This is a genomic window from Acidimicrobiales bacterium (assembly GCA_035533595.1).
GTDB lineage: Bacteria > Actinomycetota > Acidimicrobiia > Acidimicrobiales > Bog-793 > DATLTN01.
Map to the genome: position 1 here is coordinate 73,430 of DATLTN010000031.1, position 15,270 is coordinate 88,699.

Annotated in this window: 17 protein-coding genes; 14 read left to right on the top strand and 3 right to left on the bottom strand. The window is 74.8% G+C overall.

The features are described 5' to 3' along the window. Positions 1-726, top strand: a complete 726-nt coding sequence (locus tag VNF07_06285; GenBank protein ID HVB05836.1) for a YciI family protein — start codon at positions 1-3, stop codon at positions 724-726. Next, positions 723-2,024, top strand: coding sequence for a sigma-70 family RNA polymerase sigma factor (locus tag VNF07_06290; protein HVB05837.1), 1,302 nt, complete (start codon positions 723-725; stop codon positions 2,022-2,024). The genes VNF07_06285 and VNF07_06290 overlap by 4 nt, the downstream gene beginning before the upstream one ends. On the opposite strand, the gene rlmN is transcribed toward VNF07_06290, so the two are convergent. After that, positions 1,955-3,073, bottom strand: coding sequence for a 23S rRNA (adenine(2503)-C(2))-methyltransferase RlmN (gene rlmN, locus VNF07_06295; protein HVB05838.1), 1,119 nt, complete (start codon positions 3,071-3,073; stop codon positions 1,955-1,957). The two genes, VNF07_06290 and rlmN, sit on opposite strands and share 70 nt — an antisense overlap. Next, positions 3,070-4,002: a mycothiol synthase gene (gene mshD / locus VNF07_06300; GenBank protein ID HVB05839.1), complete on the bottom strand. Its 933-nt coding sequence runs from the start codon at positions 4,000-4,002 to the stop codon at positions 3,070-3,072. Before mshD ends, rlmN begins: the two co-directional genes overlap by 4 nt. Before the next feature lie 50 nt (positions 4,003-4,052). Here mshD and nth point away from each other — a divergent pair, with 50 nt between their 5' ends. The 6 genes from nth (at position 4,053) to VNF07_06330 (ending at position 9,724) form a co-directional block, all read left to right on the top strand. Beyond that, entirely contained in the window at positions 4,053-4,736 is a 684-nt protein-coding gene (gene nth, locus VNF07_06305) for an endonuclease III (GenBank protein ID HVB05840.1), read from the top strand. Positions 4,737-4,739: 3 nt separating this feature from the next. Beyond that, entirely contained in the window at positions 4,740-6,125 is a 1,386-nt protein-coding gene (locus tag VNF07_06310; GenBank protein ID HVB05841.1) for an MmgE/PrpD family protein, read from the top strand. A 1-nt stretch (position 6,126) separates the two neighbouring features. Beyond that, on the top strand, positions 6,127-6,981 hold the full coding sequence (locus VNF07_06315) for an MmgE/PrpD family protein (protein ID HVB05842.1): 855 nt from the start codon (positions 6,127-6,129) through the stop codon (positions 6,979-6,981). A gap of 202 nt (positions 6,982-7,183) precedes the next feature. Further along, positions 7,184-8,254, top strand: a complete 1,071-nt coding sequence (locus tag VNF07_06320; protein HVB05843.1) for a Cj0069 family protein — start codon at positions 7,184-7,186, stop codon at positions 8,252-8,254. A 12-nt stretch (positions 8,255-8,266) separates the two neighbouring features. Further along, positions 8,267-9,349 (top strand): Cj0069 family protein, encoded by a 1,083-nt coding sequence (locus VNF07_06325; GenBank protein HVB05844.1) that lies wholly within the window; start codon positions 8,267-8,269, stop codon positions 9,347-9,349. A 75-nt stretch (positions 9,350-9,424) separates the two neighbouring features. Next, positions 9,425-9,724 carry a hypothetical protein gene (locus tag VNF07_06330; protein ID HVB05845.1) on the top strand — a complete coding sequence of 100 codons (300 nt, stop codon included), beginning with the start codon at positions 9,425-9,427 and terminating at the stop codon, positions 9,722-9,724. 28 nt (positions 9,725-9,752) lie between these two features. Here the strand turns inward: VNF07_06330 and VNF07_06335 are convergent, their stop codons facing one another. After that, the gene (locus VNF07_06335; GenBank protein HVB05846.1) at positions 9,753-9,953 is read right to left on the bottom strand and encodes a hypothetical protein; all 201 of its coding nucleotides are present in this window, start codon (positions 9,951-9,953) and stop codon (positions 9,753-9,755) included. Positions 9,954-10,000: 47 nt separating this feature from the next. On the opposite strand from VNF07_06335, the gene hisD reads away from it, so the two are divergent. The 6 genes from hisD to hisF are packed head-to-tail and all read left to right on the top strand — an operon-like array spanning position 10,001 to position 15,167. Beyond that, complete coding sequence (hisD, locus tag VNF07_06340) at positions 10,001-11,302, top strand: histidinol dehydrogenase (protein HVB05847.1); 1,302 nt, start codon at positions 10,001-10,003, stop codon at positions 11,300-11,302. Further along, positions 11,299-12,411: a histidinol-phosphate transaminase gene (hisC, locus tag VNF07_06345; GenBank protein ID HVB05848.1), complete on the top strand. Its 1,113-nt coding sequence runs from the start codon at positions 11,299-11,301 to the stop codon at positions 12,409-12,411. Before hisD ends, hisC begins: the two co-directional genes overlap by 4 nt. A gap of 29 nt (positions 12,412-12,440) precedes the next feature. Next, entirely contained in the window at positions 12,441-13,055 is a 615-nt protein-coding gene (hisB, locus tag VNF07_06350) for an imidazoleglycerol-phosphate dehydratase HisB (protein HVB05849.1), read from the top strand. A 2-nt stretch (positions 13,056-13,057) separates the two neighbouring features. Continuing rightward, on the top strand, positions 13,058-13,690 hold the full coding sequence (gene hisH, locus VNF07_06355) for an imidazole glycerol phosphate synthase subunit HisH (protein ID HVB05850.1): 633 nt from the start codon (positions 13,058-13,060) through the stop codon (positions 13,688-13,690). Then, complete coding sequence (locus VNF07_06360; protein ID HVB05851.1) at positions 13,690-14,418, top strand: HisA/HisF-related TIM barrel protein; 729 nt, start codon at positions 13,690-13,692, stop codon at positions 14,416-14,418. Before hisH ends, VNF07_06360 begins: the two co-directional genes overlap by 1 nt. Beyond that, positions 14,406-15,167: an imidazole glycerol phosphate synthase subunit HisF gene (gene hisF / locus VNF07_06365; GenBank protein ID HVB05852.1), complete on the top strand. Its 762-nt coding sequence runs from the start codon at positions 14,406-14,408 to the stop codon at positions 15,165-15,167. The genes VNF07_06360 and hisF overlap by 13 nt, the downstream gene beginning before the upstream one ends. The last annotated feature ends 103 nt before the right edge of the window (positions 15,168-15,270 follow it).

Here is a 15,270-nt window from a genome sequence, read left to right on the forward strand (position 1 = left end):
ATGAAGTACCTCCTGTTCATCTGCGGTGGGGGCGTGCCGGCACCGGAGGACGTCGTCGTCCTGCAGCGGGAGTGCTCCCGCTGGGTCGAGGAGATGGAAGGCCGCGGCGTCAGGCTCCTCGGCAGGGAGCTCGATCTTCCGGCGACCGCTGCGACGGTGCGCGTCCGCGACGGCGAGAGGCTCGTGGCCGACGGCCCGTTCGTCGAGACCAAGGAGTTCATCGCCGGCTTCGACGTGCTCGAGTGCGCCGACCTCGACGAGGCGATCGAGGTGGCGGCCAAGCACCCTTCGTCCTGGTTCCGGTCGATCGAGATCCGGCCCTTCGCCGACGGCCTCGAGCTGGGCGAGGCCGCAGCGCGCTTCGCGACCGGCGACGACTCCGGCGGCACCCCCTACTGCTTGATGATGTGCCTGGACGGCATCGCCGCCGAGCCCGAGGTCGAGGAGGCGGTCGTTCGCGACGGGATCGCCTGGGGAGAGGACCTCCAACAACGGGGCCGCAAGGTGCTGGGACACCCTCTCCAGCACAAGGACATGGCGACCACGGTGCGCGTCCGCGACGGTGAGACGCTGCTCAGCGACGGCCCCTTCGTCGAGACCAAGGAGTTCATCGGCGGGATCTCGGTGATCAGCTGCGCGGGCCGTGAGGAGGCGATCGAGATCGCGGCCGCCCATCCGCTCGCCCGACACCACATGATCGAGGTGCGCCCGTTCGTGAGCGAGTGACCACCTCGGCCGCGGCGGGCGCAGTCGACGCGGCGTTCCGCGAGGAGTGGGGCCGAGTCGTCGCCACGGTGATCAGGCGGACGGGTGACTGGGACCTCGCCGAGGAGTGCGCGCAGGAGGCGTTCGCGGAGGCGCTCCGGCGCTGGCCGACCGATGGCGTGCCGGAGCGCCCGGGCGCCTGGCTGACGACGGTCGCCGGCAACCGCGCGATCGACCGGTTGCGCCGAGGTGCGCGCGGCGCAGCGCTCCTCGAGCAGGCCGGCCGGGAGGCGACGCCGACGCCGCCTGGCACCGACGAGGAAGCGATGCCAGCGCTGTTCCACGAGACCGACGAGATCGAGGACGACCGCCTGCGGCTGATCTTCACGTGCTGCCACCCCGCCCTCCCGCTGGAGGGGCGGGTGGCCCTCACCCTGCGGAGCCTCACCGGGCTCACCACGGCCGAGGTCGCCCGCGCCTTCCTCGTCCCCGAGGCGACGATGGCCAAGCGGCTCACCCGCACCAAGGCCAAGATCGTGGCAGCGGGGATCCCCTACCGGGTGCCGCCGGCGCACCTGCTGTCCGAGCGCACCGCAGGCGTGCTGGCGGTGCTGTACCTGCTGTTCAACGAGGGCTATTCGGCCTCGTCGGGGGCCGAGCTGATCCGCAGCGGCCTCTGCGAGGAGGCGATCCGCCTCGGCCGGGCACTGCAGCAGCTGATGCCTGACGAGCCCGAGGTGGCCGGCACGCTGGCGCTGATGCTGCTCCACCACTCGCGCCGCGAGACCCGCGTCGGGGAGGGCGGTGCCCTCGTCACCCTGGAGGAGCAGGACCGGGGCCGCTGGGACGGCGCGGAGATCGCGGAGGCGTTGGCGCTGCTCGAGGCGGCGCTGCGGCGCCGCCGAGTGGGGCCCTATCAGCTGCAGGCGGCGATCGCCGCCTGCCACGCCGGCGCGCCGAGCGCCGCCGACACCGACTGGGGTGAGATCGCCGGCCTCTACGCCCTGCTCGAGGAGCAGATGCCGTCGCCGGTCGTGCGGCTCAACCGGGCGGTGGCGGTGGCGATGGCGGGTGACCTCGGGGCCGGCCTGGCGATCGTGGATGAGCTCCGCGGCGACGTCCGCCTGGAGCGCTACTACCTGGTGGAGGCGACACGCGCGGACCTTTTGCGCCGCCGTGGTGACCGGGCCGCGGCCGCCGCCGCCTACGAGTGCGCGCTGCCCCTCGCACCGTCAGAGGTGGAGCGCCGCTATCTATCCGGGCGGTTGAGGGAAGTCACCGCCGGCGACGGCGGGGAAGCGGGCGAGGCCGCGGGCTGAGCGCACCCGCGTCCGGTCGCGGAGCGCGCGACCGCTCCGGCAAGCTGCCCGCACGCGGCGTTGATCTTCTCGCCGCGCGTCTGGCGGATCGTCACGTTTACGCCGAGCTCGCGCAGCTCATCGCGAAAGCCGCGTACCCGCGTCGGCGGTGAACCGCGAAGGCCGCGCGCTGATCCGCCGACGGTTGGGTTCATCGGGATGAGGTTCACGTGGGCGTGCAGCTCTCTGGCGATCGTCGCGAGCTCGCCGGCGTCGGCGTCGCGGTCATTCACCCCGTCGATCAACGCCCACTCGAACGAGAGACGGCGGTGCGTTGCGGCGACGTACTCGGCACACGCCGCGAGGAGCACCGCGAGCGGGTAGCGGCGGTTGAGGGGTACGAGCTCGTCGCGGAGCGCGTCGTTCGCGGCGTGCAGCGAGACGGCGAGGTTGACCTGTTCGGGGCGGGCGGCGAGGCGGCGGATGCCGGGGACGACCCCGACGGTCGAGATCGTGAGGTGGCGCTGCGCGAGGCCGAGCGGTCCGACGAGGCGCTCGACGGCGGTGAGTACCGGGCCGAGGTTGGCGAGCGGCTCCCCCATCCCCATGAAGACCACGTGGTCGAGGCGCCGACCCTCCTCGCGGGCGCGCCGTGCGGCGTGCACCACCTGCTCGACGATCTCCCCCACCCTGAGCTGGCGATCGAAGCCGTGGTCGCCGGTCGCGCAGAAGGTGCAGGCCATCGCGCAGCCCGCCTGGGAGGAGATGCAGACGGTCGAGTGGCGGGGGTAGTGCATCAGCACGGTCTCGACGGCGTGGCCGCCGTCGAGGGCGAAGAGCCACTTCGTCGTCGCGCCGTCGTCGGCGCGCTGCTCGGTGCGGAGCGAGAGTGCGGGAGCGAGGCGTTCGTCGGCGGCGAGGCGCTCGCGGAGGGTCTTCGGGAGGGTGGTGAGCTCGCCGGGGAGGGCGAGGCGGCGGTAGAGGCCCTCCTCGAGCTGGGCGACGCGGTAGGCGGGCTCGCCGGCGAGCACCTCGGCGAGCTCCTCGCGGGAGAGGTCGTAGCGGCTCATGCCGGTGCGAGGTCGGTGACGTAGGCGAGGTCGTGGTGGTCGACGCTGAAGCCGAATGAGGCGTAGAGGGCCGTCGCCGCCGCGTTGTCGGCGTCCACGTAGAGCATCGCGGTGGCCACGCCGACCCCCGCGAGGTGCACGAGCCCCGCTGCGAGGAGCGCCCTCCCGAGGCCCTCGCCCTGGTGGGAGGGGTCGACGCCGATGACGAAGATCTCCCCGAGGGCCGGCGACTCGTCGGCGTGCACCTTGGTCCAGCAGAAACCGGCGAGGTGGCCGGCGCGCTCGAGGAGGAGGAAGCCCCCGGGGTCGAACCAGGCCAGCCCCTCACGGTCGTGCAGCGTCGAGAGGTCCCAGCCCCCCTGCTCGGGGTGGCCGGCGAAGGCGCGGGCGTTCACCTCGAGCCAGGCCCGCTCGTCCTCGCCGACGCAAAAGGGGCGCGTCGCCACCGCGGCGGCGGCGAGCTCCTCCTCGATCGGGAGCGGGCGGCGGAGCTGCAGGAGCTCGCGGCCGCGGCGCAGGCCGAGCGCCGCGGCGACCCGATCGTTCGCCGCGGTCGGCTTCGGCACCCAGAGGTGGAGGTGCCCCCCGCCTCCCCGGCGCGCCTCGTCGAGCGCGGCGCGCAGCAGCTCGCCCGCGATCCGTTCACCCTCGGCCCCCTCGCCGCCGTCGCGGCGCGCCGGGTGCACGACGTACTCGACCGCCCAGGAATCCTCGCCGCGGCTGAGCTGGGCGTAACCGACGAGCGCCTGGTGGCCCGGCTCGCGGGCGACGAAGCCGGCGAAGCCGGCGCGGCCCCCCTGCACGAGGTCGAGCCACTTGTGCTCGCCGAGGGGGGCGTGGCCGTCCGCGGCGCGCGCCGCCGCGAGCAGGGCGGCGACCTCGGCGAGGTCCTCCTCCCCGAGGCGGCGCTTGGTCTCGATCTGCGGCACGGGAACGACGGTACCGGGCCGCGGCGGCGGCTCTCGCTTAGCATTCCGTGATGGCCGGGCCGCGCACGCCGACGGGGCGGGCGCTCGAGACCCTGCGGCGCCTCGGCGAGCGCTTCCCCGGCAGCGCCACCGAGCTCTGCGCGCTGCGCCACGAGAACCCCTTTCAGCTGCTCGTGGCGACGATCCTCTCCGCGCAGTGCACCGACGAGCGGGTGAACGCCGTCGTCCCGGCGGTCTTTGCCGCCTATCCGACCCCCGCCGCCCTCGCCGGTGCCGAGCGCGCCGAGCTCGAGGCGCTGATCCGGCCGACCGGCTTCTTCCGCGCGAAGACCCGCAGCCTGCTCGGGATGGGCGCGGCGGTGACCGAGCGCTTCGACGGCGAGATCCCGAGCGCCCTCGCTGACCTCACCACCCTCCCCGGCGTCGGCCGCAAGACCGCGAACGTGATCCGCTCGGTCGCCTTCGGGCTCCCCGGTCTCCCCGTCGACACCCACGTCGGCCGCCTCGCCCGCCGCCTCGGCCTCACCACCGAGACCGACCCGGTGAAGGTGGAGCGCGACCTCTGCAGCTACCTGCCGGCGCGCGAGTGGGGGGCGATGAGCCTGCGCCTCATCCTGCACGGACGGGCGACGTGCCTCGCGCGCCGGCCGCGTTGCGAGGAGTGCCTGCTCGCCGACTTCTGCCCCTCGGCGGTCCTCCCGGCGGCGGCGAAGCGGCCGAGAAAGAGCGCCTGAGAGATGGCGGACGACGGGGCGGCCGGGGCGCTCGCGACCTTCGCCGCGACCTGCGCCGCCGGCGAGCTCCCCGCCGAGGCGCGCCGCGTCCACAAGGCGCTGATCATCGACGCCGTCGCCTGCGCGGCGGCGGCCTGGGTGACCGCCGTCCCGGCACGCGAGCTCCTCGTCGCGGCGGCGCACCTCGCGCCCGGCCTCACGCCCGGGCCGGGCTTCCTCGTCTCGGGGCGCGGGGCGCCCGCCGTCGCCGCCTCGGTGAACGGCGCGCTCATCCACACCCTCGTCTGGGACGCGGCGGGCGCCCCGGGGGCGCACCTCGGGATGGTCGGCTTCGCGCCCGCCCTCGCCGCCGCCGAGGCGCTCGGCCGCCCCGTCTCGGGGGCGACCCTCCTCGCCGCGACCGCAGCCGCCTGCGAGGTGCACGCCCGCCTCGTGCGCGTCGCCCGCCGCGGCTCGCGCTCGGGCGAGGACGGCTGGCTCGACGGCCAGCTGCTCGGCTGCTTCGGCGCCTGCGCCGGGGCGGGGAGAGTCCTCGGCCTCACCCCGGTGGAGATGGAGTCGGCCTTCGGCCTCTCGCTGATGCAGGCCTCCGGCTCGCGCGAGGTGATCCGCGGCGGCGAGCCCCCGGTGAAGGCCCTCTACGGCGGCCCCGGCAATCTCGCCGGCGTCCTCGCCGCCTATCTGGCGGCCTCGGGGGTGGACGGCCGTTGCGACGCGCTGCACGGCCCCGCCGGGATGCTGCGCGGCTGGTTCGGCTGCGAGGAGACGGCGGCGCTCGACGCCGAGCTCGGCAGCGACTTCCAGGGCGCCGACGTGCACTTCAAGGAGTGGCCCTCGAGCGGCGCTGTGCAGCCCTACATCCACGTCGCCCGTCGGCTGCGGGCGATGGCCGGCTACGACGCGGCGGCGATCAGCGCCGTGCGGCTGGTCGCGCCGCGCGAGGAGCACCGCTGGGTGCTCCCCCTCGAGGAGCGGCTGGCGCCGCGCGACGCGGCGGTCGCCTGCAACAGCATCCCCTTCGGCCTCGCCTGCGCCCTCCTCACAGGTGAGGTCACCCTCGGCAACCTCTCCGCCGAGGGGCTGCGCCGGGCCGACGTCGCGGCGCTGCTCGGGCGCTTCGAGGTCTCCTTCGTGGAGGAGCGGCTGACGGCGCGCGTCGAGGTCGAGACCGACGCCGGCGCGCTGCTCTCGACGCCGGTGTTCACCGCGGAGACGGACAACTTCGGGACGCTCCCCCCCGAGCAGGTCGCCGAGAAGCTCGCGAGCTGCAACGCCGCGCACCCGCGGCCGATGCCCGACGCCGCGGTGGCGCGGATCTGCGAGCTCGTTTGGCGCCTCGAGGAGCTCGACGACGTCGCCGAGCTCGTCGCCCTGCTGGTCGGGAGCTGAGGTGCCCGTCGCCGACGCCGCGGTCGCGGCGATCGCCTCCTTCGCCGCCCGCTGCACCGTCGACGGCCTCCCCGCCGAGCTGCTCGCCGCACACCGCCGCGCCCTTCGCGCCGCTGTCGAGGCGCTCACCGCGGGCGACCAGGACGAGCCCGCCCTCGAGGCGGCGATCGCCGGCGCCGGCCGCGCGCTCGGCGTCGCCGGGCGGCCGAGCGGCGTCCTCGACGCCTTCTCGCTCGGCTGCCGCCTCGCCGCCAGCGGGCGCTCGCCGGTCGGGCCGGAGGAGGTGCCGGTCGGCCTGCTCGGCCTCGGCGCAGGGCTCGGCGCGGCGCGCAGCGCGCCGCGCGCGACGGCCGACGACCTGCTCGCGGCGGTGGTCGCCGGCACCGAGGTGCAGGCTCGCCTGGCGCGCATCGCGGCGCGGGCGGGTGAGCGTGGGAAGCGCTGGCGCCTCGACCAGCTGCTCAGCTACTTCGGCGCCGCGGTCACCGCGGCGCGGGTACTCGGCCTCGACGAGGCGGCGACCGAGTCGGCGGTCGGCCTCGCGCTCACCGTCGCGAGCGGCTCGGTGCAGGGCCTCGCCACGACGACGCCCCTCGGTTGGCTGGGCGGCGGCTTCGCCTGCGCCGGCGGGGTGTGGGCGGCGCTGCAGGCCGAGGCGGGGATCGGTGCCCGCTACGGCGCGCTCTTCGCGCCCTTCGGACTGTTCCCCCTCTACTTCGGTGTCGAGGAGGACGGTGGCGAGCTCGCAGGGCTGGGGAGCGCCTTCAGCGCCTTCGGCGAGCCCGGCGGCGGAGACGAGGGGGGCCCTCCGATCGCCGCGCCGGCGGCGCTGCGCGCCGCGTTGCTCGGCGGCTGACCCCTCGATCCGACGGGGCGCCGCGCCCCCGTCGCCCGTGCGAGGCCGCGCCACAGGCGCCGCACCGGTGGCGTGCGCACGGTCGCCCGCGAGGGTGCCGCCGGCGCCCGAGTCCCGGTGCCCGTCCCTCGTCGAGCTCCCCGCCGACAGCACTACCTTGGCGCTCGGCGGGGGGTGAGCGGTGTCCGATCTGAGGGGAAGGGTGGCGATTCTCTGGCGCGGGGATCCCGCGCGGCGCGGCCAGCCGATGCCCGAGGAGAGCCGCCTCTACCCGGTCCTGCAGGCGCTGTCGGCCCTCGGCATGGACGTCGAACCCGCCCTCTACGCCGACGCGGTCGCCGACGAGGTGCGCGAGCAGCTGCTCGGCCTCGACGCGGTGCTCGTGTGGGCGGACCCGCGCCGCGGCGACGCCGACCGCGTCCTGCTCGACCGGCTGCTGCGCGAGGTCGCGGCGCACGGCGTCCTCGTGAGCGCGCACCCCGACACGATCCTCAAGATGGGGACCAAGGAGGTCCTCTACCGGAGCCGTGACCTCGGCTGGGGGAGCGACACTCACCTCTACGCGACACTCGCCGAGCTCGAGGCGCAGTTCCCCGCCCGCCTCGCTGAGGGTCGGCCGCGCGTCCTCAAGCAGCACCGCGGCAACGACGGGGTCGGCGTGTGGAAGGTCGAGCTCCTCGCCGGCGCACCGCCGGGCGAGGAGCTCGTGCGCGTCCAGCACGCGGCGACGAGGGACGACGCCGCAGAGGAGCTCGCGCTCTCGCAGTTCCTCGGCCGTTGCGCGGGCTACTTCGGCGCTGCGGGCCCGATCATCGACCAGGCCTTCGCCGGGCGGCTGGCCGAGGGGATGATCCGCGCCTACCTGGTGGGGGAGGAGGTCGTCGGCTTCGCCCGCCAGACCATGGCGGACCCCTCCCTCGACCCGGCGGCGCCCGCGCCCGAGAGGGCGTTCGGCATCCCCTCGAAGAAGACCATGTACGGCCCCTCCGAGCCCGAGTTCCAAGCGCTCCGCGAGCGCCTCGAGGGCGACTGGGTCCCCGGCCTGGAACGCCTCGTCGACGTCGACCGAGAGGGCCTGCCGCTGCTGTGGGACTGCGACTTCCTCTACGGGCCGAAGACGGGCTCCGGCGAGGACACCCACATGCTCTGCGAGATCAACGTCAGCTCTGTGTCGCCCTTCCCCGATACGGTTCCCGCGAAGCTCGCCACCGCGCTGCGGTCGCGGCTCGCCCACGAGCCGCGCCGGCGGTCGGCGACGGGGCCGTCGGGCTAGAGGAGACAGCACATGGAAGGAACCTCCCGAGAGGGTGCGGCGCGGATCGGGCTCCTCTGGCAGAACGAGCCCGGCTCGTCGGACAACGCATCGCGTTCCCCGGAGCGCTTCGCTGCCCTCGACGAGGCCTTTTGCGCACGCGACGTCGTACCGGAGCACGTGCTGTACTCCGCCGACACGGTCGAGGCGGTGCGCGAGCAGCTGCTCGCCCTCGACGGCGTGATCGTCTGGGTGAACCCCGTCGAGGGGGGCGCGAACCGGGCACCGCTCGATCAACTCCTGCGGGAGGTTTCCTCCGAGGGCGTGTGGGTCTCCACCCATCCCGACGTGATCTTGAAGATGGGCACAAAGGAGGTGCTCTACGAGACGAGGACGCTCGGTTGGGGCACCGACACCGACCTCTACCGGAGCGTCGCGGAGCTCCGCGAGCGCTTCGCGCGCCGCCTCGGCGCCGAGGGCGTGCGCGTCCTCAAGCAGGGCCGGGGCAACGGCGGGCACGGGGTCTTCCGCGTCGAGCTGCTCGAGGGCGCGTACGGCGGGGAAGGGAGCCCCGGGACCCAGTCGAGGGTGCGGGTGCAGCACGCCTCCCGAGAGGCGCGCGTCGAGGAGCTCGCCCTCACGGACTTCGTGGAGCGCTGCGCGGAGTACTTCGACTGGGCGGGGTTCATGGTGGACCAGCCCTACCAGGAGCGCCTCGGCGAAGGAATGGTCCGCTGCTACCTCGTGCAGGACCAGGTGGCGGGGTTCTGTCAGCAGTGGCCGGCGGGGCTGCTCCCCCCGTCCGCCGCCGGCGCCCGCGAGCGGCGGCGCTCGGAGATGGAGGGCGCGGAGGCCCCCGCCTACCAGGCGATCAGAGCGCTGATGGAGTCGGAGTGGCTGCCGCGGCTGCAGCAGGTGCTCGACCTCGATGCGGAGTCGCTGCCGGTCATCTGGGACGCCGACTTCCTCTACGGGCCGAAGCGCGCGTCGGGGGAGGACAGCTACGTGCTCTGCGAGATCAACGTCAGCGCCGTCTGGCCCTTCCCGCCGCAGGCGATCGAGCGACTCACGACCGCGGCGACGGCCCGTCTCCGCTCCGCGAGGGGGCGCCGCTGAGGCGGCGCGCCCTCACCGCGCCAGCGCCAGGAGCGCCCGGGGCCGTTCTCTAGCTGGGTACATCACCTCGTCTGGGTGCTGCCGCTGATCCTCTGGCTGGCGCTCGCCGCGGATCGCCCGCGCCACGGCGAGTGGTGGGCCGGCGTGGTCGCCGTCTTCTTCTGGATCGCGCCCATCTGGTGGGTGCCGCACTCGTGGTGGCCGTCGGCGCACCCCGTCGAGCTCACCGAGCGCGGCTGGCAGCTCGGCGCCGGCAACTCGTTCTGCGTGGCGATGGCGGTGCTGCTCGCCACCACCTCGGTGATGCTGTGGCGGCGTCGGTCGGCGCGCGGCCCGCGCCTCGACACCGCGGTGGCACCGTCGGTTCGCTGCTGACGGCCGCCCGCGAGGCCTCGCCGGCCGGTCAGCGGCTCGGCCCGAGCAGGCGGTTGATCCGTCGCCCGGCGCCCACGAGCGCGCGCTCGACCGCGAAGAGCTCGCTCGCGAGGCCGTCCTCCTTCACCACCTGGGCCTGCTCTCCCATCGCGGAGATGCGCGTCGTGAGCTGCTCGAGGAGGGTGGCGATCGAGGACAGCTCGGAGCGGTCTGCGGGCACGGGGGCCATCCTCCCAGGGGAAAGGGACGTGATTCGGCTTGGCTACGGTAGGCCGGATGCTCCGCACCCTGGACCTCCGTGGTCGCGACCGCACCGCGCCCCTCGACCTCCCCCGTCCCGACCTCGGTGCCGAAGGGCCTGTCGAGCAGGTCCGTCAGATCCTCGCCGAGGTGCGCGCCCGCGGCGACGAGGCAATCCGCGAGTACGCGCTGAGCTTCGACCACGTCGAGCTCGACGAGCTGCGCGTCGAGGAGGCCGCCCTCGACAAGGCGCTCGCCTCGATCAGCCCCGAGCTGCGCGCCGCCCTCGAGGAGGCCCGCGACGCGATCGCCGCCTTCCACCGCCACCGCGCCCCGCTCCCCGAGCGCTACGAGCGGGGCGGCATCGCGGTCACCCACTACGAGCTCCCCGTCGAGCGCGCCGGGGTCTACGCGCCGGGCGGGCGGGCGAAGTACCCCTCGAGCGTGCTCATGACCGCGGTGCCGGCGATCGTCGCCGGCGTCGGCGAGGTGGCCTGCTGCGCGCCCCCCGGCCCCGACGGTGACCCGCCGACAGAGCTGCTCGCGGCGTGCGCGCTCGCCGGGGTGCACGAGGTGTACCGCATCGGCGGCGCGCAGGCGATAGCGGCGATGGCCTACGGCACCGAGTCGGTGAGAAAGGTCGACGTGATCGTCGGGCCTGGGAGCAAGTGGGTCTCGATCGCGCAGCGCGAGGTGCGCGGCGTGGTCGGCGTGCCGGCCGCCTTCGCCGGCCCCTCCGAGGTCGTCGTGATCGCCGACCAGGCGACTCCCGCGGAGTGGGCGGCGATCGACATCATCGTCCAGGCCGAGCACGGCCCGGACGGCCTCGCCTGGCTGATCACCTGGTCCGAGGAGGTCGCGGCGCAGGTCACCGAGGCCGTCGCCCGACTCGTCGCCGCCTCGCCGCGACGCGCCGAGACCGAGTCGACCCTCGCCGCGGGGGGCTACGCGGTGATCGTCGACGGCCCCGAGGAGGCGATGGCGGTCGCCAACGAGATCGCTCCCGAGCACCTCGAGCTGCTGGTCGCCGACCCCGCGCCGCTGCTCGAGCGGGTGCGCCACGCGGGCGTGGTCTTCGTCGGCCCGCTCGCCCCTGCCGCGGTCGGTGACTACCTCGCCGGGCCGAGCCACGTGCTGCCGACCTTCGCCACGGCGCGCTTCGCCTCGGTGCTCGGCGTCGAGGACTTCCTCCGCCGCGTGCACGCCGTCGAGGTGACGCCCGAGGGCATCGCCCGCGTTGCCGGCCACGTGGCGGCGATCGCCAACGCCGAGGGCCTCCCCGCGCACGCCGAGGCGGCGCTGCTGCGCGTCGACCGCGCCACCTGGAGCGCCCCGTGAACGGCGCGGCTCCCGAGCCGGCGCCCCGCCGCCGTGGCGTCGCGCCCCGCGACGACGTGGCGCTGATGGAGGGCTACTACTCCCCCCAGATCGACGTCGACGTGCGGCTGAACACCAACGAGGCGCCCGAGTCGCCTCCGGCGGCCTTCCTCGAGGAGCTGAGCGGGGGGATCGCCGGGATTGCCTTCAACCGCTACCCCGACCGCGAGGCCGTGGCGCTGCGCAGCGCCGTCGCCGAGCTGCACGGGGTGGGGGTCGAGTCCGTCTACTGCGCGAACGGCTCGAACGAGGTGCTGCAGTCCCTCCTCCTCGCCTACGGGGGGCCGGGGCGGGCGGTCGCCCTCTTCGAGCCGACCTACGCGCTGCACTCGCACATCGCGCGCGTCACCGGCACCGACGTCCTCGCCGGCCGGCGCGACACGGACTACCTGATCGAGGAGGGCGAGCTCGAGCGCGTCATCGCCGAGGGGGAGCGCACCCACGGCGGCGCGAACCCGGTGCTCACCTTCATCTGCTCGCCGAACAACCCGACCGGGCGGGTCGAGCCGACCGCGCTCATCGAACGGGCCCTGCGGCGCGCCCCCGGCCTCGTCGTCGTCGATGAGGCCTACGGCCAGTTCGCCCCCTCCTCGGCGCTCGAGCTCGGGGCGGTCGACAACCTCGTCGTGGTGCGCACCTTCTCCAAGACCTGGTCGCTCGCCGCGCTCCGCCTCGGCTATGCGATCGCCGCCCCCGAGGTCGTCGAGGCGCTCTTCGCCGTCACCCTGCCGTACCATCTCGACGCGCTGAAGCAGCTCGCCGGCCGCCTCGCCCTCTCCTATGGCGACGACATGGCGGGGCGCGTCGAGCGCCTCGTCGCCGAGCGCCGCCGCCTCGTCGCCGCCCTCGGAGGGCTCGCCGTCGAGGTCTGCCCCTCGGACGCGAACTTCGTCCTGTTCCGTCCGACGGCGAAGGACGCGAAACAGGTGTGGGGGGAGCTCGTCGACCGCTCGATCCTCGTCCGCGACATCTCGACCGTCCCGCACCTCGAGGGCTTCCTCAGGGTGACGATCGGCGCCGCGGCCGAGAACGACGCCTTCCTCGCCGCGCTCAGGGCGAGCCTCGCCTGAAGGCTGCGGCCGACGTGGCAGGCTGGAGCATGGCCAGCGACACCAAAGTGAGCCCCCGCAGCGCCTCGGTCCGACGCACCACCCGGGAGAGCGACATCGCCGTCGACCTCCGCCTCGACGGCGAGGGCCACACCGAGGTGGAGACGGGGATCCCCTTCTTCGACCACATGCTCTCCCAGCTCGGCCGTCACGGGGGCTTCGACCTCACCGTCGCCGCCAGGGGCGACCTCGAGGTCGACACCCACCACACCGTCGAGGACACCGGCCTCTCCCTCGGCCAGGCGCTGCGTGAGGCGCTCGGCGACAAGGCGGGCATCCGACGCTTCGCCTCCATCGCCCTGCCCCTCGACGAGACGCTCGTCGAGGTCGCCCTCGACCTCTCGGGGCGGCCTTTCCTCGTCTACGCGGTCGACTTCGGCGCGGAGCCGACGCCGCTCGGCCAGCCGGGCTTCGACCCGCAGCTCGCCGAGGAGTTCCTCCGCGCCTTCGCCGTCGAGGCGGCGCTCACCCTGCACGTCTCCTCCCGCTACGGCCGCAACACCCACCACCTCCTCGAGGCGACCTTCAAGGGCGTGGCGCGTGCGCTGCGCGACGCGGTGCGGGTCGAAGGGGGCCAGATCCCCTCGACCAAGGGGGTGCTGTAGGGGTGATCGCCGTTCTCGACTACGGGATCGGCAACCTCCGCTCGGCAGAGAAGGCCCTCGTGCACCTCGGCGGCGCGGCCGAGCTCGTGAGCGACCCCGAGCGGGCGGCCACCGCGGACGCGGTCGTGCTGCCGGGCGTCGGCGCCTTCGGGGCCTGCGCCGCGGCGTTGCGCGCCTCCGGCCTCGACGAGCCCTGCCGTCTCGCCGTCGCCCGCGGCCTTCCCTTCCTCGGCATCTGCGTCGGCTTCCAGCTGCTCTTCGAGGCCTCCGAGGAGGACCCCGGGGCGGCCGGCCTCGGCCTCCTCCCGGGGGTCGTCCGCCGCATCCCCGGCCGAGTGAAGCTCCCGCAGATGCAGTGGAACCGCCTCGACCGCCCCGCGGGGCGCCCCTCGGCGATGCTCGAGGGCCTCGGCGAGCGGCCGTGGTTCTACTTCGTGCACTCCTACGCCCCCGAGCAGGTGGCCGCGAACGAGGCCGCGGTCGTCGGCACCTGCGACTACGGCGGCCCCGTCGTCGCCGCGGTCGAGGAGGGCTCGTTGTGGGGAGTGCAGTTCCACCCGGAGAAGTCGGGGCGCTCGGGCCTCTCGCTGCTCGAGCGCTTCCTCGCCGCCGCCGGCGCGGCCGCGGCCAAGTGATGCAGTGCCTGCCGGCGATCGACCTGCGCGGCGGTCGCTGCGTGCGCCTGCTGCGGGGCGACTTCGCCGAGGAGACCGTCTACGGCGACCCCCTCGAGCAGGCGGCCGCCTTCGTCGCCGGCGGGGCGCGCGCGCTGCACGTCGTCGACCTCGACGCGGCGCGCGGCGCGAGCCCCGACAACGCCGCGGTCGTGGCCGGGATCATCGCCGCCGCCGGCGTCCCCGTCGAGGTCGGCGGCGGGGTGCGCGACGAGGCGCGCGCCGAGGCGCTCCTCGGGCTCGGGGCGGCGCGCGTCGTCCTCGGCACCCTCGCGGCCGAGGCCCCGGAGCGCGTGCGCGCCCTCGCCGCCGCGCACCCCGGCGCGATCGCGGTTGGCCTTGACCACCGCGACGGCGAGGTGGCGCTGCGCGGCTGGCTGGAGGGCGGCGGCGTGAAGCTCGCCGAGCTCCTCGCCGCCTACGAAGGCGCGCCGCTCGGCGCGGTGATCGTCACCCCGATCGACCGCGACGGGACCCTCGCCGGCCCCGACCTCGAGGGCTACGCGACGCTCCTCGAGCAGAGCGCGCTGCCGATCGTCGCCTCGGGGGGAGTGGCGAGCCTCTCTGACCTCGAGGCGCTGCGCGAGCTCGAGGTCGACGGCCGCCGCCTGGCGGGGGTCGTCGTCGGCAAGGCCCTCCTCTCGGGGGCGATGACGGTCGCGGAGGCGGTGGACGCGTGCGGGCCGTGAGGGTCGTCCCCTGCCTCGACGTCGACGCCGGGCGGGTGGTGAAGGGGGTGAACTTCGTCGGGCTGCGCGACGCGGGCGACCCCGTAGAGCTCGCCGTGCGCTACGACGCGGAGGGTGCCGACGAGCTCGTCTTCCTCGACATCACCGCCTCCTCCGACGACCGCGACACGATCGTCGAGGTGGTCGCGCGCGCCGCCGACCAGCTCTTCATCCCGCTCACCGTCGGTGGGGGGGTGCGCAGCGTGGAGGACGCCCGCGTGCTGCTGCGGGCCGGGGCGGACAAGGTCGCGGTGAACTCGGCGGCGATCGCCCGCCCGGCGCTCGTCGCCGAGCTCGCCCAGACCTTCGGAGCCCAGTGCGTCGTCGTCGCGATCGACGTGCGCGTCGTCGGGGGCCGCTTCGAGGTCTTCACCCACGGCGGGCGGAGGCCCACCGGCCTCGACGCCCTCACCTGGGCCGTGCTCGCGGAGCGCCTCGGCGCCGGCGAGCTGCTCGTCACCTCGATGGACCGTGACGGCACCGAGGCCGGCTACGACCTCGACCTGTTGCGGGCCCTCGACGAGGTGATCAGCGTCCCCCTCGTCGCCTCGGGAGGGGTCGGCAGCCTCGAGCACCTCGCCGAGGGCGCGGCGGCCGGTGCCGACGCCGTCCTCGCGGCCTCGATCTTCCACTACGGCACCTTCACGATCGCCGAGGCCAAGGAGCACCTCGCGGCGGCGGGCGTCCCGGTGCGCCCGGTCGGCGCGTAGCCAGCGGCAGACCTCGCGGGCAGGGCCGTGCCGCGCGCGCGGTGGTAATGGCGCCGAGAATGTAAATTGTGCGACGGGCCGGACGGACGGCCCGATGGGGGGC